The organism is Streptomyces sp. NPDC055189, from assembly GCF_053606765.1.
In genome coordinates this window covers 41,429-59,261 of the sequence record NZ_JBSGSG010000036.1, presented here as the reverse complement: position 1 = coordinate 59,261, position 17,833 = coordinate 41,429, and the positions used below count along the sequence as shown (strand labels likewise).

13 protein-coding genes are annotated in these 17,833 nt (G+C 71.7%); 3 read left to right on the top strand and 10 right to left on the bottom strand.

Features of this window, described 5'->3' with window-relative positions; translation table 11 throughout:
• Positions 1–52 precede the first annotated feature (52 nt).
• Positions 53–1,228 carry a ThiF family adenylyltransferase gene (locus ACWFR3_RS24495; RefSeq protein WP_453736754.1) on the top strand — a complete coding sequence of 392 codons (1,176 nt, stop codon included), beginning with the start codon at positions 53–55 and terminating at the stop codon, positions 1,226–1,228.
• A gap of 41 nt (positions 1,229–1,269) precedes the next feature.
• Positions 1,270–2,637 carry an ABC1 kinase family protein gene (locus tag ACWFR3_RS24490; protein WP_453736753.1) on the top strand — a complete coding sequence of 456 codons (1,368 nt, stop codon included), beginning with the start codon at positions 1,270–1,272 and terminating at the stop codon, positions 2,635–2,637.
• A gap of 45 nt (positions 2,638–2,682) precedes the next feature.
• On the opposite strand, the gene ACWFR3_RS24485 is transcribed toward ACWFR3_RS24490, so the two are convergent.
• From ACWFR3_RS24485 to ACWFR3_RS24465, 5 genes are all read right to left on the bottom strand, one after another.
• Positions 2,683–2,874 carry a hypothetical protein gene (locus ACWFR3_RS24485; RefSeq protein ID WP_453736752.1) on the bottom strand — a complete coding sequence of 64 codons (192 nt, stop codon included), beginning with the start codon at positions 2,872–2,874 and terminating at the stop codon, positions 2,683–2,685.
• Between the two features lie 117 nt (positions 2,875–2,991).
• Positions 2,992–3,315: a hypothetical protein gene (locus tag ACWFR3_RS24480; protein ID WP_453736751.1), complete on the bottom strand. Its 324-nt coding sequence runs from the start codon at positions 3,313–3,315 to the stop codon at positions 2,992–2,994.
• Positions 3,312–3,683 (bottom strand): WhiB family transcriptional regulator, encoded by a 372-nt coding sequence (locus ACWFR3_RS24475; protein ID WP_344522157.1) that lies wholly within the window; start codon positions 3,681–3,683, stop codon positions 3,312–3,314. The genes ACWFR3_RS24480 and ACWFR3_RS24475 overlap by 4 nt, the downstream gene beginning before the upstream one ends.
• A 167-nt stretch (positions 3,684–3,850) precedes the next feature.
• On the bottom strand, positions 3,851–4,237 hold the full coding sequence (locus tag ACWFR3_RS24470; RefSeq protein WP_453736750.1) for a hypothetical protein: 387 nt from the start codon (positions 4,235–4,237) through the stop codon (positions 3,851–3,853).
• Positions 4,238–4,404: 167 nt separating this feature from the next.
• Complete coding sequence (locus ACWFR3_RS24465; protein WP_453736773.1) at positions 4,405–6,723, bottom strand: ATP-dependent DNA helicase UvrD2; 2,319 nt, start codon at positions 6,721–6,723, stop codon at positions 4,405–4,407.
• Positions 6,724–6,768: 45 nt separating this feature from the next.
• Here ACWFR3_RS24465 and ACWFR3_RS24460 point away from each other — a divergent pair, with 45 nt between their 5' ends.
• Complete coding sequence (locus ACWFR3_RS24460; protein ID WP_361181665.1) at positions 6,769–7,023, top strand: glutaredoxin domain-containing protein; 255 nt, start codon at positions 6,769–6,771, stop codon at positions 7,021–7,023.
• Positions 7,024–7,107: 84 nt separating this feature from the next.
• Here ACWFR3_RS24460 and nudC read toward each other — a convergent pair whose 3' ends face one another.
• The 5 genes from nudC to ACWFR3_RS24435 all read right to left on the bottom strand — a co-directional run bounded on the left by nudC (position 7,108) and on the right by ACWFR3_RS24435 (position 17,452).
• Complete coding sequence (nudC, locus tag ACWFR3_RS24455; RefSeq protein WP_453736749.1) at positions 7,108–8,055, bottom strand: NAD(+) diphosphatase; 948 nt, start codon at positions 8,053–8,055, stop codon at positions 7,108–7,110.
• Between the two features lie 58 nt (positions 8,056–8,113).
• Positions 8,114–9,535: a dipeptidase gene (locus tag ACWFR3_RS24450; protein ID WP_453736748.1), complete on the bottom strand. Its 1,422-nt coding sequence runs from the start codon at positions 9,533–9,535 to the stop codon at positions 8,114–8,116.
• Positions 9,536–9,545: 10 nt separating this feature from the next.
• Positions 9,546–13,121, bottom strand: coding sequence for an ATP-dependent DNA helicase (locus ACWFR3_RS24445; protein WP_453736747.1), 3,576 nt, complete (start codon positions 13,119–13,121; stop codon positions 9,546–9,548).
• Positions 13,122–13,217: 96 nt separating this feature from the next.
• Positions 13,218–13,919 carry a hypothetical protein gene (locus tag ACWFR3_RS24440; protein WP_453736746.1) on the bottom strand — a complete coding sequence of 234 codons (702 nt, stop codon included), beginning with the start codon at positions 13,917–13,919 and terminating at the stop codon, positions 13,218–13,220.
• 173 nt (positions 13,920–14,092) lie between these two features.
• Positions 14,093–17,452: an ATP-dependent helicase gene (locus tag ACWFR3_RS24435; RefSeq protein WP_453736772.1), complete on the bottom strand. Its 3,360-nt coding sequence runs from the start codon at positions 17,450–17,452 to the stop codon at positions 14,093–14,095.
• Between the last annotated feature and the right edge of the window lie 381 nt (positions 17,453–17,833).

The window sequence follows — 17,833 nt, the reverse complement described above, 5'->3', positions numbered from 1 at the left end:
GACGGGATGCGAACGGGGATCGGCAGCGCCGGATGACCACGGGGGGACGACCATGCATCCGATCCTGAAACCCGCGCTGCGGCGCGGCTGGCGCGATCTGAACACCATCCAGTTCGGCGTGGCGCCGGCTCACGCTCTGGTGCTGGGGCCGGTGGACACGGCGACGGGCAGCTTCCTCCAGCTTCTGGACGGGACACGCGGGCTGCCGCTCCTGCGCGAGGAGGGCCGGCGGATGGGCCTGCCCGACGATCATGTCGACAAGCTCGTGCGGCAGCTGTCCGGGGCCGGTCTCCTCGACGACGCGACGGGCGGCGGCGCGGCGGCCGACGCCCTGCGCAAGCGGGATCGGGCCATGGACCGGCTGCGCCCGGATCTGGCCTCTCTGTCGGTCGTGACCGCCGGGCCCGGCGAGGGAATGAGGAAGCTGGCGGCGCGCCGCGCGACGCGGGTCCAGGTCCGGGGCGCGGGCCGGGTGGGGGCGGTGGTGGCCTCGGTTCTGTCCGGGGCGGGAGTGGGGCAGGTGGACGTGATGGAGGGCGGGGTGGTCGAGCCACGGGATGTGGCGCCGGGCGGTCTGCCCGCCGACGCGATCGGCGACCGCAGGGACGCGGCGGCGCGACGGGTGGTGCGGCAGTGGGCTCCGGACCGGCCGCCACGCAGGGTCCGGAGAGCGGCCGGGACGGCGGGGGCAGCGGGAGAGGCCGGGGCGAAGGGCGGCGGGGAGCCGGAGCTCTCCCTCGTGATCGTCGCCCCGCGGGACGGGCTCGACGCACACGCCCCCGACCCGCTCGCCGCCGAGCCGCTCGTCTCGTCGGGGACACCGCACCTTTATGCGGGGGTGATCGAGGGAACCGGAGTGGTGGGGCCGTTCGTCCTCCCGGGGGCGACGGCCTGCGCGGGCTGTCTGGCGCTCGAGCGTGCGGACCGGGATCCCACCTGGCCGCGCATGCTGGCGCAGTGGCGTTCGGGACGCGCGCGTCACGTCACCGCGTGCGATCTGGCGCTTTCGACCACCATCGCCGGCCTTGCCGCGGCGCATGCCCTGGCCTTTCTGGACGGGGCGCTACCGGCGAGCGCGGGAGTTCGCTGGGAGGCCTCGGTGCCCGGATTGGAGTGGCAGGCACGGCCGGTGTCACCGCATCTCTCGTGCCCGTGCGGGGCGGGTGTGGTGGATAAGGGGGAACACCCCGCCGGTGACAAAGAGCCGCACGACACAATGGCCGGGTAGCCGCCTGACAAGGCGTGGCTGTCTGGGATTTGGAGGGGCGCATGTCTGATCTTCCCCGGAAGGCGGTAACCCGTACCGCCAAGCTGGCCGCGCTGCCACTCGGCTTTGCCGGGCGGGCGACCTGGGGGCTCGGCAAGCGGATCGGGGGCAAGTCCGCGGAGATCGTCGGCCGTGAGCTGCAGCAGCGCACGGCGGAGCAGCTGTTCAAGGTGCTCGGCGAGCTCAAGGGCGGAGCCATGAAGTTCGGCCAGGCCCTGTCGGTCTTCGAGTCGGCGCTGCCCGAAGAGGTCGCGGGGCCGTATCGCGCCGCGCTGACGAAGCTGCAGGAAGCCGCGCCGCCGATGCCGACGCGCACCGTGCACGCCGTGCTTGCCGAGCGGCTCGGAGAGGACTGGCGAGAGCTCTTCCTGGAGTTCGAGGACAAGCCGGCCGCCGCCGCGTCGATCGGCCAGGTCCACCGGGCGGTGTGGGCGGACGGACGCGAGGTCGCGGTCAAGGTGCAGTATCCGGGGGCGGGCGAGGCACTGCTCTCCGACCTGAATCAACTCAGCCGGTTCGCCCGGCTCCTGGGGCCGCTGATTCCGGGCATGGACATCAAGCCGCTCATCGCGGAGCTGCGCGACCGGGTCTCCGAGGAGCTCGACTACAGCCTGGAGGCTCAGGCGCAGCACGCGCACGCCGAGGAGTTCGCGGACGATCCGGACGTAGTGGTGCCCGATGTGGTGCACCAGAGCGAGCAGGTCCTGGTGACCGAGTGGATCGACGGGATACCCCTGTCGGACGTGATCGCCGACGGCACGCAGGAGCAGCGGGACAGGGCGGGACAGCTCCTTGCCCGTTTCCTCTTCTCGGGTCCGGCGCGCACCGGCCTGCTGCACGCCGATCCGCATCCGGGGAACTTCCGTCTGCTGCCCGACGAGAAGGGCGGCCTGCGGCTCGGGGTCCTCGACTTCGGCACGGTGGACCGGCTGCCCGGCGGGCTGCCCCCGACCATCGGCCGCTCACTGCGGATGACGCTCGACGGCGAGGCCGACGCGGTCTACGCGATGTTGTGCGAGGAGGGCTTCGTCCAGGAGTCCGTGGAGCTCGAACCGGACGCGGTTCTCGACTATCTGCTGCCGATCATCGAACCCATGCTGGTGGAGGAGTTCACCTTCACCCGCGGCTGGATGCGCGGCCAGGCGGCGCGGGTGGCCGATCCCCGGTCCCCCGCCTACCAATTGGGCAAGCGGCTGAACCTCCCGCCGTCGTATCTGCTGATCCACCGTGTGACGTTGAGCACGATCGGGGTGCTCTGTCAGCTCGGGGCGACGGTCCGGATGCGGGATGAACTGGAGGAGTGGCTGCCGGGCTTCGTGGAGGAGGAGCCGCAGGAGCAGGAGGCGGACGATCCGGCGGCCGGCGCCTGAGACGGTGACGCGTCCTCAGCCCTCCCGACCCCTCCCGGCGCGTTCTCACCACCAGGGGGAGTCGAGCCGCCCCTCGATGGCCCTGATGTTCTCGCGGGCGCAGGAGTCGCAGAAGTAGCGGCGAACGCCGTTCTCCACGGAGCAGGTCCAGGTGAGCGGCGCGCCTTCGGCGACCTTGCCGCAGCGGGAACACACGAGATTCTCGGCGTCCGCGGGCTGAGGAGTCTGCTGGTCCACCTGGCGAGCCTATCGCCGCGCCCGGGGGTTCGTCCGGCACAACGCACCGCGGGGGCCGGTCCGTTCGGACCGGCCCCCGCGGGCTTAGTGGTGTGGCTCATGCAGTGCGTCGGCTCGTCACTGCATGACGGCCATGGCGAGCGCGCGCCTGGCGCGCAGCGACGCGCGCTCGGCGCGGCGCTGCATCCGGCGGGCCGCCATCAGACGGGCGGCCGGGCGTTGGGCCTCGGCCTCACGCATGCGTTCGTGCATATGCGCACGAGCCATGGCTTCTGGGATGAGTTGCATCTCGCGGGTCCTGTTCTGGCGCGAGTCGTTCGCGCCGGTGGTGGAGAAGTCTGTGGTGGCGGAGCCTGCGGGCTCAGCGGTGGCTGCCTTCATCGGGGCCTGCTTCTTGGGGTCGTGCGTCAGGGGGCGATCGATCGTTCCGATGGCGTTCATGCGGCAACAACCGGGTTCTTGCGCGGACGGCCACGCGGCCGCTTGCGGGCGACGACGACACCCTGGACGAAGAGCTCGCCGCCCCAGACGCCCCACGGCTCACGCCGCTCCTTGGCGCCGGCCAGGCAGGCCTCCATCAGCGGGCAGGTACGGCAGAGGGACTTGGCGTACTCGACGTCAGCCGGCGACTCGGCGAAGAAGACCTCCGGGTCGTAGGCACGGCAGGGGACGGGTACGCCGAGGTTCTCGATGGCGTCGTCGAGCGCGGTGAGCGCGGTGAGGGGAGTCAAGGTCGGGTCCTCCGTGGGAGCGGGCGGGGGGAGAGTCTCTGAAGGCGGTACGGACGGGGCGTGCGCTTCGAGTTGCACGGTGGTGTTTTCCTCGTCTGGTCGTGCCGGCCTGGTTCGGCCGGTTGGCGGCTGGTACCGGGTCTTGCTCGGCCCCTTCGCTCCGTCATCCCGTTTTGGGGAAAACAGAAGGGCCGCGGATCCCGGGTGGGGTTCCGCGGCCCTGAAGGCGCCGGTCTGATCGAGGATCAGACTGGATCACTCCAGGGTTCGAGCCCACGGAAGGCCCACATCGTGTGGTGCTGGTGCTGCGTCTGCTGCTGGGTCGTCTGCTTCTTGGATCCGGCACCGGCTGCGGCAAAGGCATAGGCCTGCGCCTGTGCCGTCACTACTGCTTCCGGTGCCTTGGTCGCTCGCTCGCTGCCTTCATTGACCTCACGCATCGGGAGCACGTTGAGAGCGGTGCGACGCGGGAGGGACAGAGGCAGGACAGAGGACTCCGGACGGGCGGCGGCGACAGCGATGCCACCGGACAGACCGGTGCCCGGGTTCGAGAAGCCGAGCAGGCAGGAAGCGACGACCGAGCGATCGGTCATTTTCACGGTGCTGGTGAAGCTCTCGTTGATGCTGATCACTGGAATCGCCTCCTCTCGGCGTCTATGGGATCGGCCGGAACCGATCCTGCGGGCGGACTATTAAGTACAGCACGGGGCGAGGGCTTCGGAGAAGCCGCCGTTCCCGTGCTTAAGAACCTATGGGTCTTCCTTGCGCATGCGCAAACTATTTTTTCGACGAGTTTGAATCAGTTGCCATCGGCGCCCCTTACAGGCTCTCCACCTGCACAAATAGCGAGCACATCAGATCCATAGCGGTTGAGCTTGCGCACACCGACGCCGGGGATCCGGGCCAACTCGCCCTCCTCGTCGGGCGCGGCCTCCGCGATGGCGATCAGAGTTTTGTCCGTGAACACGCAGTACGCCGGCTGTCCCAGCTCCTTCGCCTGGCCCGAGCGCCACTCCCGCAGCCGTTCGTAGAGCCCCTCGTCCATGTCCGACGGGCAGTCCTCGCACCGCATCAGCTTCATCTCGCCCGCGTCGGTCAGGGACCGCCCGCAGACCCGGCACCGGGCCGGGGACCTGCTCGTCCGCCGACGGCTCCTGCCGCCGCCGCTCTCCTCGCCGCCACTGCCGCTGCCGCGCTCGATGCCGCCGGGTCCGCCGCCCGCGGCGCGCCCTGCGGTGCCCGCCCCCGAGCCGGGGCGCAGCCCGTCCAGGAAGCGGCTCGGACGGCGTCCGGCGCGACCGCCCGGTGAGCGGGACAGCGCCCAGGAGAGGGAGAGGTGGAGACGGGCGCGGGTGACCCCCACGTACAGGAGGCGGCGCTCTTCCTCGACCTGCTCGTCGGTCTTGGCGTACGTGATCGGCATCATGCCCTCGGCGAGGCCGACCAGGAAGACGGCGTCCCACTCCAGGCCCTTGGCGGCGTGCAGCGAGGCGAGGGTGACGCCCTCGACGGTCGGCGCGTGCTGGGCGTTCGCGCGCTCGTCGAGCTCCCCCACGAGGTCGGAGAGCGTCGCTCCCGGCTTGGCCCGCTCGAAGTCCTCGGCGAGGCGCACCAGGGCCGCCAGGGACTCCCAGCGGTCGCGGGCCGCGCCGGATCCTGCCGGGGGCTGTGTCGTCCAGCCCTTCGTGGAGAGGACGGCACGCACCTGTGAGGGCAGGTCGACGACGTCGTCGAGGAGGGAGTCGTTGCCCCCGAAGCGGGCCGCGCCGCGCAGGGCCGCGCCCGCCTCCCGGACCTCGGTGCGCTCGAAGAAGCGCTCGGCGCCGCGCAGCTGGTAGGGCACACCGGCGTCGGCGAGTGCCTGTTCGTAGATCTCGGACTGGGAGTTCGTGCGGAAGAGGACCGCGATCTCGCTCGCCGGGACGCCGTCGGCGATCAGGGTCCTGATGCGGCGGGCGGCGCCTTCGGCCTCGGCGGGCTCGTCCGCGTACTCCGTGTAGACCGGTTCGGCTCCGGCGTCGCGTTGGGAGATCAGTTCGAGGCGGTGGTCCGCGGCGCGGCCGCGGGCCTGGGAGAGCAGGCCGTTGGCGAGGTGGACGACCTGGGGCGTGGAGCGGTAGTCCCGGACGAGCTTGACGACCGTCGCTCCGGGGTGGCGGTTGCGGAAGTTCAGCAGGTGGTCGGGGGTCGCGCCGGTGAAGGAGTAGATCGTCTGGCTGGCGTCGCCGACGACGCAGAGGCTGTCGCGGTCGCCGAGCCACAGCTCCAGGAGGCGCTGCTGGAGCGGGCTGACGTCCTGATACTCGTCGACCACGAAGTGCTGGTACTGGGCGCGGACCTGGTCGGCGATGTCGTGGCGGTCCTGGAGGATGCCGACGGCCAGGAGCAGGACGTCCTCGAAGTCGATGACGGAGCGGTCGCGCTTGAGATCTTCGTACGCGCCGTAGATCTGGGCGATCTCCGCCGCGTCGCGGGGGATGAGGCGGCCCGACTTCGCGGCGGCGGCCGCATAGTCGGCGGGGACAGTCTGGGTGACCTTGGACCACTCGATCTCGCTCGTCACGTCACGCAGCTCATTGCGGTCGAGGCGGATGCGGGAGGCGGCCGCCGCGTCCGCGACGAGCTTGATCTTGCGGTCGACGATCCGGGGCAGCTGGCCACCGACTGCTTTCGGCCAGAAGAACTGGAGCTGGCGCAGGGCCGCGGAGTGGAACGTGCGTGCCTGGACGCCAGAGGCGCCGAGCTGGCGCAGACGACCGCGCATCTCGCCCGCCGCGCGGTTGGTGAACGTGACGGCGAGCACGCTGGCGGGCTGCAGGATTCCGGCGCGCACGCCATAGGCGATCCGGTGCGTGATCGCCCGTGTCTTGCCCGTCCCGGCACCCGCCAGGACGCACACCGGCCCGTGCAGGGCGGTGGCCACCTCGCGCTGCTCGGGGTCGAGCCCGGCGAGCACCGCGTCGGCAGAGTCCGGAACCTGCGGGAAGAGGGTGGAGTGCGTTGCTGCTGTCACCCCGCCATGCTGCCAGGTCGCCGGAGGCGCATGAGCAGGTTGTCCACAGGGAGGCCCGTGCAGTCGTACTAATGCGGGAATGGTGGCCGGGTCACGTACGTTCAGGTCATTGCGATGACGCACCCCGAGCAACAAAGGAGCGCGAGACACATGCCGGGCACTGTGACGATGTACAGCACCACGTGGTGCGGCTACTGCCGCCGGCTCAAGGGCCAGATGGACCGCGAGGGCATCACGTACAACGAGATCAACATTGAGCACGACCCGGATTCCGCGGCCTTTGTCGAGAAGGCGAACGGCGGGAACCAGACGGTCCCGACCCTGCTGGTCATCTCCGACGCGGGCACCGAGTCCGTGATGACGAACCCGAGCCTCGCCCAGGTGAAGCAGGCCATCGCCGCCTGAGTCTCCCGCTCCACGCAGAAGACCCCCGCGCCTCACGGTGCGGGGGTCTTCTGCGTGCGCGCGGGTGGTGGCGCGAGGCAGGACTCAGCCGACGCTGCCCGGCCTCGGCAGCGGCTTTCCGTACCAGAGTTCGATCAGTCGGGCCGCGATCGAGATCCCGTAGGGCGGCAGGACCTCTCCGGACTCGAATGCCGCCCGCAGGTCCTCCCGGGAGAACCAGCGGGCCTCCTCGATCTCCTCGCCGTCGACGTTGATCTCCGAAGAGGTCGCCGAGGCCATGAAGCCCAGCATGAGGCTGGAGGGGAACGGCCAGGGCTGGCTGGCGACGTACTCGACGGCGCCGACCGTCACGCCCGCCTCCTCCCAGACCTCGCGGCGCACGGACTGCTCGATGGACTCCCCGGGCTCGACGAAGCCCGCGAGGGTCGAGAAGCGGCCCTCGGGCCAGTGCACCTGGCGGCCGAGCAGGATGCGGTCCTCGTCGTCCGTCACCGCCATGATCACGGCCGGGTCCGTACGCGGGTAGTGCTCGGCGCCGCACGCCTGGCAGCGGCGGATGTGTCCTGCCGCGGCGATGACGGTCCGCTCGCCGCAGCGCGAGCAGAAGCGGTGCAGGCGCTGCCAGTTCTCCAGGGCGACGGCGTGCACCATCAGGCCCGCGTCACGGGGCGACAGAAGGAGGCCCGCCTCGCGCAGGCCCGCGGGGCGCGCCTGCTGGTCCATGCGGCCGGGCAGGGAGTCCTTCTGCAGCGCGAAGTAGCTGACGCCGTCGTCGTCCGTGCCCAGGAAGTAGCGGTGGGCCTCGGTGAGGGGCGCTTCGAAGGTCGGCGTCATCACCAGTTCGGTGGTGCCTTCGGGCGTCTCGTCGATGAGTACCTGGCCGCCGGAGACCACGAAGACCCGTGTCGTGGGGTGGCTCCAGGCGGCGGCGAGCCAGGCCTCGTCGAGGCGGTGGTGGGCTGCGCGATCGATGCCGCTCGGTGCGGTGAGCGAGACGGGACGGTCAGCGGTGCGGTCGGTCCAGGTGGTCACAGGTGCTTCCAACTCCCCCGATGGAATGGGTGGTGCGGCAAGGTCGACAAGGCGGGGCTCAGTGTGCGTCGCGCCAGTGCTCGGCGAGATCGCCCCACAGGTAGGCCGTCGTCTCGACTCCCTTGAGGAGCAGATCGAGCTCGACCTTCTCGTTCGGTGCGTGCCAGCCGTCGGACGGCACGGAGATGCCCAGGAAGAGCACGGGGGCGGCGCGTACGTCCTGGAGGTCGGCCGCCGGTCCCGAACCGCCCTCACGGGTGAACCGGATCGGCTGCTCGAAGGCTTTGCCCATCGCCCGTACGACGGACTGCAGGGCGGGGTGGTCGAGCGGCGTCAGGCACGGGCGCGTGGCGGATCCGAAGGTGATCGTGTGGCTGATTCCGTTCGGCAGCTGTTCGGCGACCCAGGTGCGGACGGCCTCTTCGATGCGGTCCGGATCCTGGCCCGCGACCAGGCGGAAGGAGAGCTTCAGGAAGGCGGACGACGGGACGATCGTCTTGCCGCCCGGTCCTTGGTAACCGCCGCCGATGCCGTTGACCTCGGCGGTGGGACGGGCCCAGATGCGCTCCAGGGTGGTGTGGCCCGCTTCTCCGTGGGTCGCGTGCGACTTGGCCGTACGCAGCCAGCTCTCCTCGTCGAAGGGCAGCTCGGCGAAGAGTTCGCGCTCACGCTCGGTGAGTTCGGTGATGCCTTCGTAGAAGCCGGGGACGGCCACGCGCGCGTGCTCGTCGTGCAGCGCGGCGACGAGGCGCGCGGCCGCGGTCGCCGGGTTCGGGACGGCGCCGCCGAAGGATCCGGAGTGGATGTCCTGGTCGGGTCCGCGCAGCTCGATCTCGCAGTCGGCGAGGCCGCGCATGCCGGTGCAGACCGTGGGGGTGTCCTCCGACCACATGCCCGTGTCCGAGACGATCACCGCGTCGGCCGCGATGCGCTCCTCGTGCTCCTCGATCAGCGCGCGGAAGTGCGGGGAGCCCGACTCCTCCTCGCCCTCGACCAGGAGCTTCAGGTTCACCGCGGGGGCGGTGCGGCCGGTGGCGGCGAGGTGGGCACGGACGCCGAGTGTGTGGAAGAACACCTGACCCTTGTCGTCGGCGGCCCCGCGCGCGTAGAGGCGGTTGCCCTTGACGACGGGCTCGAAGGGTTCGGTGTGCCAGCCGTCCTCGCGGGCCGCGGGCTGCACGTCGTGGTGGCCGTAGACGAGGACCGTGGGCGCCTCGGGGTCCCCGGAGGGCCACTCGGCGAAGACGGCGGGAGCGCCCGCCGTCTCCCAGACCTCGACGGTCGGGAAGCCGGTCTCCTTGAGCTGGGCGGCGAGCCAGTCCGCGCTGCGTCGTACGTCCTGTGCGTGGTCGGGCTGCGCCGACACGGAGGGGATGCGCAGCCACTCGGCGAGATCGTCGAGGAAGGCGGCACGGTGGGTCTGGATGAACGTACGGACGGCGCTGCCGCCACTGACGTCGCTGTCAACGGACTGGCTCATGGTCACGAGCCTAGCCGCCCGCGGGAGCCGATTCGTCCGGTGGTTCGTCACCCGGCTGCCCACCCGGTTCCTCCAGCATGATCCGCTCCAGTTCCGCCCGGCCAGGCAGGCGCGCGGGGCGGGAGATCTCGCCGCTGCGCACGTACAGGAACGAGGCCTTGACGGACTCCGGGGCTACGTCGTGCAGCTCGGCCCAGGCCAGGCGGTAGACGGCGAGCTGGAGGGGGTCGGCGGTGCGGGTGCGGCTGGTCTTCCAGTCGACGATCTCGTACGTCACGTCGTCGCCGTCGACCTCCTTGTAGACCGCGTCGATCCGGCCGCGGATCACACGGCCCGCGAGCGTCAGCTGGAAGGGCACCTCGACGCGGTGGGGGGTGCGGTGGGCGTACTCGGTGCGCTCGAAGGCTTCCTTGAGGGCGTCCAGATCGCGTTCGTCGGCGATCTCGGCCTCTCCGGGGCCGCCGCCCGGCAGGTCCTCGGGGGCGAGCAGCGGCAGACGCAGCTCTTCGAAGCGGGTCTCGATCCAGGCGTGGAAGCGGGTGCCGCGCCGGGCCGCGGGCTGCGGCTGGCGCGGCATGGGGCGCGCGAGCTCCTGCGCGAAGCCCTCCGGATCGGCGGCCAGGCGCAGCACTTCGGACGCGGTGAGCGACGGCGGTACGGGAATGTCCCTGATCGCCTCTCGTGCGCGCAGGAGTTCGCCGGTGAGGGCGTCCAGGTCCCGGTCCCAGGAGGCGAGCGTGCGGGCCTCCTCCGGGGTGAGGCGGGGCTCCTCGGGGGCGGCGTCGGCGGCAGGGGCGGCGTCGGCGGCAGGGGCGGCGTCGGCGGGGTGCGGGCGGGCGGTCGCGGAGGGCGGTGCGGCGACCTGGTGCGGGATCGCCGGGCGGGCCGATGTCCAGGAGTCCCAGTCATCGGGGTCGGCGTCGGACGGCCCGGCCTCTCCGTAGGGCGGTTCTCCGTAAGACGGCTCCTCGTCCTCCTCCGGAGGGGGCGGCCAGTCCGGGTCCTCGGCAGGGGGCACGTCGTCGTACGCCGACGGGTGGGGCTCTTCGTGCGAACGGGCGTCGCCGACCGGGTCCCCCTCCCCCGTCAGGCCGGCCAGATGCGTGAGGACCGTCTGCGCGGCGGCCCGGCGGCGGGCCAGGGACGTGTCGTCAAGGGGCAGCGGCCACGCGTGCTCGGCCGCGGCCTCCGCCAGGGCGGGGTTCTCCTCGTCCTCCTCCGGCTCGTCGGCCCAGGCCTCGATCTCCCCGTGCCCCAGCGCGCAGTGGTCGTACAGCGCCCGGAGGAAGTCCGAGGGGCCGCGCGGCTTCTTCTGCGAAGGGCCCCACCAGTGGCCGGAGCCCAGGAGCAGCGAGCGGGGGCGGGTGAAGGTCACATAGCCGAGGCGGAGCTCCTCGGTGCGCTGGTGCTCCTTCATGTCCTCGTGGAACGCCTTCATGGACCGGGAGTCCCACACCTCGATGTCGGGCAGGGTCGCCGCGTCCCCGCGCAGCGCGTGCGGGATGACCTTGCCCTGCGCCGTCCACTTCTCGCGGCCCTGGGTGCTGGGGAACGTCCCGGTGACCAGGCCGGGGACGGCCACGACGTCCCACTCCAGGCCCTTGGACTTGTGCGCGGTGAGCACCTTGACCGTGTTCTCGCCGCCGGGCAGGGCGTTGTCCAGGCCCTTCTCGTACTGCGCGGCCGTCCGCAGGAAGGCGAGGAAGGCCAGCAGGCTCGCCCCGCTGTCGTTCGCGGCGAAGGACGCGGCGACGTCCAGGAAGTTCGAGAGCGTCTCGCGGCGGCGGGCCGCGAGGGCGTGCGGTGAGGCGGAGAGCTCGACCTCGAGGCCCGTGACGGCGAGCACCCGGTGCAGCACGTCCATCAGCGGGTCGGCCAGCGAGCGCCGCAGATCGCGCAGTTCGGCGGCGAGCCGGGCGAACCGCACCCTCGCCTCCGGCGAGAAGGGCAGCCCGTCGTCCTCCGTGTCCTCGTCGAGGGGCGTCTCCAGGAACGTGTCGAGCGCGTCCGCGAGCGATATCACCTCGGCGGGGTCGACCCCCTCGACCGCCTCGGCGAGCCGCCGGTCCGGGTCGTCCGGGGTCGCGTGCCCATGGCGTACGAGAAGGCGTGCGCGGCGGCCCAGGAGGGCGAGGTCGCGCGGGCCGATGCGCCAGCGCGGGCCCGTCAGGAGGCGCACCAGGGAGGCGTTCGCGCCGGGGTCCTGGAGCACCTCGCAGACGGCGACGAGGTCGGCGACCTCCGGGAGGTGCAGAAGTCCGGCGAGGCCGACGACCTCCACGGGGACGTCGCGGGCGACAAGGGCGCCCTGGATCTGCGCGAAGTCCGTGGCCGTGCGGCACAGGACCGCGATCTCGCCGGGGGCCTTTCCGGTGCGCACGAGGTGCGCGATGGAGTCGGCGAGCCAGTCGATCTCCTCGGTGTGCGTGCGCAGGAGGGCGCAGCGGACCATGCCGTCGCGTTCGGCGCCGGGTGCGGCCCGCAGGGCCTCCACGCCCGCGTGCATCGCGCGCAGCGGCTCCGCGAGGCCGTTCGCGAGGTCCAGGAGGCGGCCGCCGCTGCGGCGGTTCTCGCTGAGGGCATGGCGGGCGGCGGGGCTGCCGTCGGCGTGCGCGAAGTGCTCGGGGAAGTCGTCCAGGTTCGCCACGGACGCGCCGCGCCAGCCGTAGATCGCCTGGCAGGGGTCGCCGACCGCCGTCACGGGGTGGCCCGTGCCGCCTCCGAAGAGGCCTGCCAGGAGGATGCGCTGGGCCACCGACGTGTCCTGGTACTCGTCGAGCAGGACGACGCGGAACTCCTCGCGCAGGATCTCGCCGACCTCCGCGCGGGTGCGGGCCAGCGTCGCCGAGAGGGCGATCTGGTCGCCGAAGTCGAGGAGGTCGCGGGAGCGCTTCGCCTCCCTGTAGCGGCCGACGAGCTCGGACAGTTCGAGCCGGGCCGCCGCCGTGTCCGGCACCTTGCGCAGGTCGGCGTTGGAGAGCTTGGCACCCTCCAGGGCGTGCAGCAGTTCGGTGTCGTACGCGCGGAGCTTCTCGGGCCGTACGAGATGTTCCGCGAGCTCGCTGTCGAGCGCGAGGAGGTCGCTGACCAGGTCGGGGAAGGAACGCGTCAGCGCGGGATACGGGCCCGGCGCCTCGCGCAGGACGCGTGCGGCGAGCTGGAAGCGGGTGGCGTCGGCGAGCAGCCGGGCGGTGGGTTCCAGCCCTATGCGCAGGCCGTGATCGGTCAGGAGGCGGCCCGCGAAAGCGTGGTACGTGGAGATGACCGGCTCGCCCGGAGGGTGGTCCGGGTCAAGCGCCTCGGGGTCGGTGACCCCGGCCTTGATCAGCGCCTGGCGCACCCGCTCGGCGAGTTCGCCCGCCGCCTTGTTCGTGAACGTCAGGCCGAGGACCTGCTCGGGGGCGACCTGGCCGGTGCCGACCAGCCAGACCACGCGGGCCGCCATCACCGTCGTCTTTCCCGACCCGGCTCCGGCCACGATCACCTGCGGGGCGGGCGGCGCGGTGATGCAGGCCGTCTGCTCCGGGGTGAACGGGATGCCGAGGAGCTCTTTGAGCTGCTCGGGGTCGGTGATACGAGGTGGCACGTCAGAGAGGCTAGCGGCGGCCACTGACAATCGGGGCGTCCCGGCTTTCAGTGACCGCCGCCGCTCAGAGCGTCAGGACGTCGGAGGTCCCGGGCGTCAGGACTTCATGAGCTCTTCCAGGTCGACGACCTCGTCCGGCGCCGGGGCCTTGATCGCGACCGACTTGCCGTAGTCGGAGAAGTACATCGTGCCCGGGTCCGACTTGTCCTCCGTGACGACCTTGAGGAAGTACGGCTTGCCCTCGGCCGCTACGTAGAAGGTCGTCTTCTTGCCCGACTCGCTCTTGGTGAGCACGGCCGTCTTCTTGCCGTCGACGTCGGCGTCGTCCTCACGCTTGAGCTTCTTCAGGTTCTTGGACTGGAACATGGCGTCCGCCTCGCAGATGCCGCCGCCCCCGCCGTTCGGCGGCGTCTTCACCCACTTGTCCTCGAAGCGCGAGGTCTGGCCGCCGCTGCCGCCCATGGAGTTCTTCCAGTAGGCAGCGTCGCCCTTCATGTACTGGGTCCCGCCCGACATGAGGAACTCGGCGGTGCCGCCCGCGCCACCGTCCATCTTCCCCTCGCAGTCACCGGACTTGGCGACGGAGAAGTCGACCTTGATCGGCTTGCCCTCCTGCTTGCCCTCGCCGGTCACCTTGAAGGAGCCCGCGCCCTTGGACGCGTCGGCCGCCTTCTTGGCGATCTTGTCGGCACTCATCCCCTCGAAGGGGTCCTTGTCCTCACTGGAGCATCCCGTGATGCCGACGAAGGCGGCGGCACAGGCGACTGCCGCGGCCAGGAGCTTCCGGTTGGCTGCCATGTCTGTATCTCCTCGGAAGGTGCACGATCGGAGGGTTCGCTGGTGCACAAATCAGCTTTACCGAGACTTTAGATGGCCTGTGAGGCTGCTATGAACGCGTGCGCCGTGACGTGAGGTTGGCCACGAACCGCACTGGTGCCTCCCCTGCCACTTCACCACCCGCCGCACACCGCTCACTCCACCACTTGTCTGCCCTCCGGCCGCGCGCTGCACGAGGCGCGGAAGGAGCAGTGCGTGCAGTGCTGGCCCGTGGTGGGCGAGAAGCGTTCGTCGAGGACCTTGCCGGCCGCGGTGGCGAGCAGGTCGCCCACCCACTCCCCGGCGAGCGGCTCCTGGGCCTGCACCTTGGGGAGGGCCTCGCCGCCGTCCTTCTTGGCGGCGCCCTGGCGCAGCTGCACCAGTTCCGCGCCGCCCGTCTCCGGGCGTACGCCTTCGAAGGCGTCGTCGACCGCGCCCTCCCGGAGGGCGAGCTGGTAGACGGCGAGCTGCGGGTGGCGGGCCACCTCGGCGGCGGTGGGGGTCTGTTTTCCGGTCTTGAAGTCGACTACGTAGGCCCGGCCTTGCGCGTCCTGTTCGACGCGGTCCATGGAGCCGCGTACGCGTACTTCGTAGGGCCCCGCTTCGAGGGTCACGTCGAAGTCGTGCTCGCTGCTGACGGGGGTGCGGGTCGCGCGGTCCATCACGTGCCACTGGAGGAAGCGTTCGAGCGCCACGCGCGCGTGCTCCTTCTCCTGCGACGACTTCCAGGGGGCGTCGAAGGCCAGCGCGTCCCAGACCGAGTCGAGGCGCTCCATGAGGACGGCGAGGTCGGCGGGTGTCCTGCCGGAGGCGACCTCGTCGGCCAGGACGTGCACCACGTTGCCGAAGCCCTGCGCGGCGGTGGAGGGGGCGTCCGCCTTCACCTCGCGGCCCAGGAACCACTGCAGGGAACAGGTGTTGGCGAGCTGGTCCAGGGCGCTGCCGGAGAGGACGACAGGCTTGTCGCGGTCCCTGAGGGGGACTTCGCTCGCCGTCGGTTCGTACATGCCCCACCAGCGGTACGGGTGCGCGGACGGCACCAGGGGGCGCCCGTCGGCGTCGCTCAGCGCGGCGAGCTTGGCCAGACGGTGGGCGGCAGCCTCGCGCAAGGGCTCCGAGACGCGGGGGTCGACGGTGGTGGAGCGCAGCTCGGCGACAAGCGCGGAGACGGACAGCGGGCGGCGCGGGCGGCCCGTGACGTCCTTGGGTTCCACGCCGAGTTCGGTGAGGAAGCGGGAAGGCTGGTCGCCGTCGTCCGCAGGCGCCTTGACGGCGGTGACGACGAGGCGTTCACGCGCGCGCGTGGCGGCCACGTAGAACAACCGGCGCTCTTCGGAGAGGAGCGCTCCGGGGGTGAGGGGCTCGGCGAGGCCGTCGCTCCCGATGCGGTCGGCCTCCAGGAGGGAGCCGCGGCGGCGCAGGTCGGGCCAGAGGCCCTCCTGGACACCGGCGACCACCACGAGCCGCCATTCGAGGCCCTTGGAGCGGTGCGCCGTCATCAGGCGTACGGCATCGGGGCGTACCGCCCTGCGGTTGAGGGTGTCCGCGGCGATGTCCTGCGCCTCGGTCTCCTCCAGGAAGTTGAGGGCGCCGCGGCCTCCGGTCCGCTCCTCGGCACGGGAGGCGTACGCGAACAGGGCGCAGACCGCGTCGAGATCGCGGTCCGCGTTGCGCCCCGCGGCACCGCCTCGGCGTGCGGTCCGCTCCAGGCGGCGCGGCCACGGCGTGCCGTCCCACAGCTCCCAGAGCGCCTCCTCCGCGGTTCCGCCGCCCGCGAGACGTTCCCGGGCCTTGCGAAGCAGCGCACCGAGCCGCTGGGCGCCACGCGCGTAGGCGGGATCATGCGCGACGAGCCGCTCCGGTTCAGCGAGAGCTCTGGCCAGCAGCTCATCGGAGGGCGGCGGAAGGTGATTCCCCGCGGCCCGCTCCTCCGCGCGAAGGGCCCGCCCGAGCCGACGGAGGTCGGCGGCGTCCATGCCGGCGAGGGGGGACGTGAGGAGGGTGAGGGCGGTCTCGGTGTCTAGCCAGACGGGGGCTGCGGCTGCGGGCGCGCGCTCGGGCTCGGGCTCGGGCCCATGCTCAGGCCCATGCTCGGGCTCGGGTTCAGGCCCATGCTCGGGCTCGCCCCCATGCGGGCCGGAAGCTGCCTCAGACTCCGCCTGGAGGTCAGAGGCGGCTGTCGCGGGCTGCGACACCACCGACATCGCCACCGCCCGCAGCGCCGTCAGCAACGGCGTCACCGCCGGCTCGTGGCGCAGGGCGATGTCGTCGCCGTCTATGGCCAGGGGGACGCCCGCCGCGGTGAGGCTGCGGCGGAACGCGGGGATCGTGTGGGCTCCCGCACGGACCAGGACCGCCATCTCGCTCCAGGGGACGCCGTCCTCCAGGTGCGCGCGGCGCAGGATGTCCGCGATGTTGTCCAGCTCGGCGCCGGACGTGGGATACGTGTACGCCTCGACGCGCCCGCCGTCCCGGACCGCCGAAAGCTCCCGGTGGGCCCGTACCTTCTCCGCGGGCAGCCTGGTCAGCGGCATGCGCCGGGTGAGCAGGCGCGTGGCTACGAGGAGACCGGCTCCCGACCTGCGAGACGTGGTCAGGACCTCGACCGGCGCCTCGGCGCCGTCCGCGCGCGGGAAGCGGGCGGGGAACTCCAGGATGCCGTTCACGTCGGCGCCCCGGAAGGTGTAGATCGACTGGTCCGGGTCGCCGAACGCGACGAGGGAGCGTCCGCCCCCGGCGAGCGCGTGGAGCAGCCGCACCTGCGCGGGGTCCGTGTCCTGGTACTCGTCCACGAACACCGCGTCGTACTGCGCGCCGAGCGCCCGCGCGACCTCGGGGCGCCGAGCGAGCAGCACCGCGCGGTGCACCAGTTCCGCGTAGTCGAGCACTCCCTGCATGTCGAGCACGTCCAGGTACTCCGCGAGGAACGCCGCCGCGGCACCCCAGTCCGGGCGCCCCGCCCGGCGGGCGAAGGCGTCCAGGGCGTCGGGGCCGAGGCCCAGCTCACGGCTCCGGGCGAGCACCGCGCGCACCTCGTCGGCGAAGCCCCGCGTCGTCAGGCAGGCCCGCAGCTCGTCCGGCCAGCGGACGTGGGAACGCCCCTCCCCCGCCAGGTCGATCTGGCCCGCGAGGAGTTCCCGTACGGCCACGTCCTGCTCGGGACCCGAGAGGAGCCGCAGCGGCTCGACGAACAGATCCGCGTCCTGGTGCGCGCGGATGAGGGCGTAACAGAAGGAGTGGAAGGTCGTCGCCTGCGGGGCGTTGGCCGCGCCTATGCGCAGCGCCATGCGGTCGCGCAGCTCCACCGCGGCCTTGCGGCTGAAGGTGAGGACGAGGACCCGCTCCGGCTCCGTGCCCTTCGCGATCCGCGCGGCGACGGACTCCACGAGCGTCGTCGTCTTGCCCGTGCCGGGCCCCGCAAGGACGAGCAGCGGCCCTCCCGGATGGTCAACCACGGCACGCTGCGGTGCGTCAAGACGAGGGGGATCCACGTGCACCGGCGGAGTGCGCACCAGCCGATAGGCACCCCGGGCCCCCTGTCGCACCTGAGGGTGCGACGGGTGCCGGGTGTGCCGGGCGGAAGAAGTGGAGCTCACGTGGGTCGCCGGTCCTGGTGGGTGTACGTGGTGAAAAACGGCTGCGCGACGGGTGCGGGTGAAGTGCGCGGTACGAAGCGGAGTGAGGTGCGGGGGTGAGAAGCGAGATGAGATGCGGGGTGAGGGAAATGCGTGCTGTCGACGCTACGCCAGCGGGCGTGCGGGACGTGTGGCTTCCCTCGTACGAGCCAACCAGTGTGCGGGACGTACAGCTCCTCTCGTATGAACCGACCCCGGTGCGGGGCAAGTGGCTTCCCTCATACGAACCAGCCGGCACGCGAGACGAACGGCCTCCCTCAC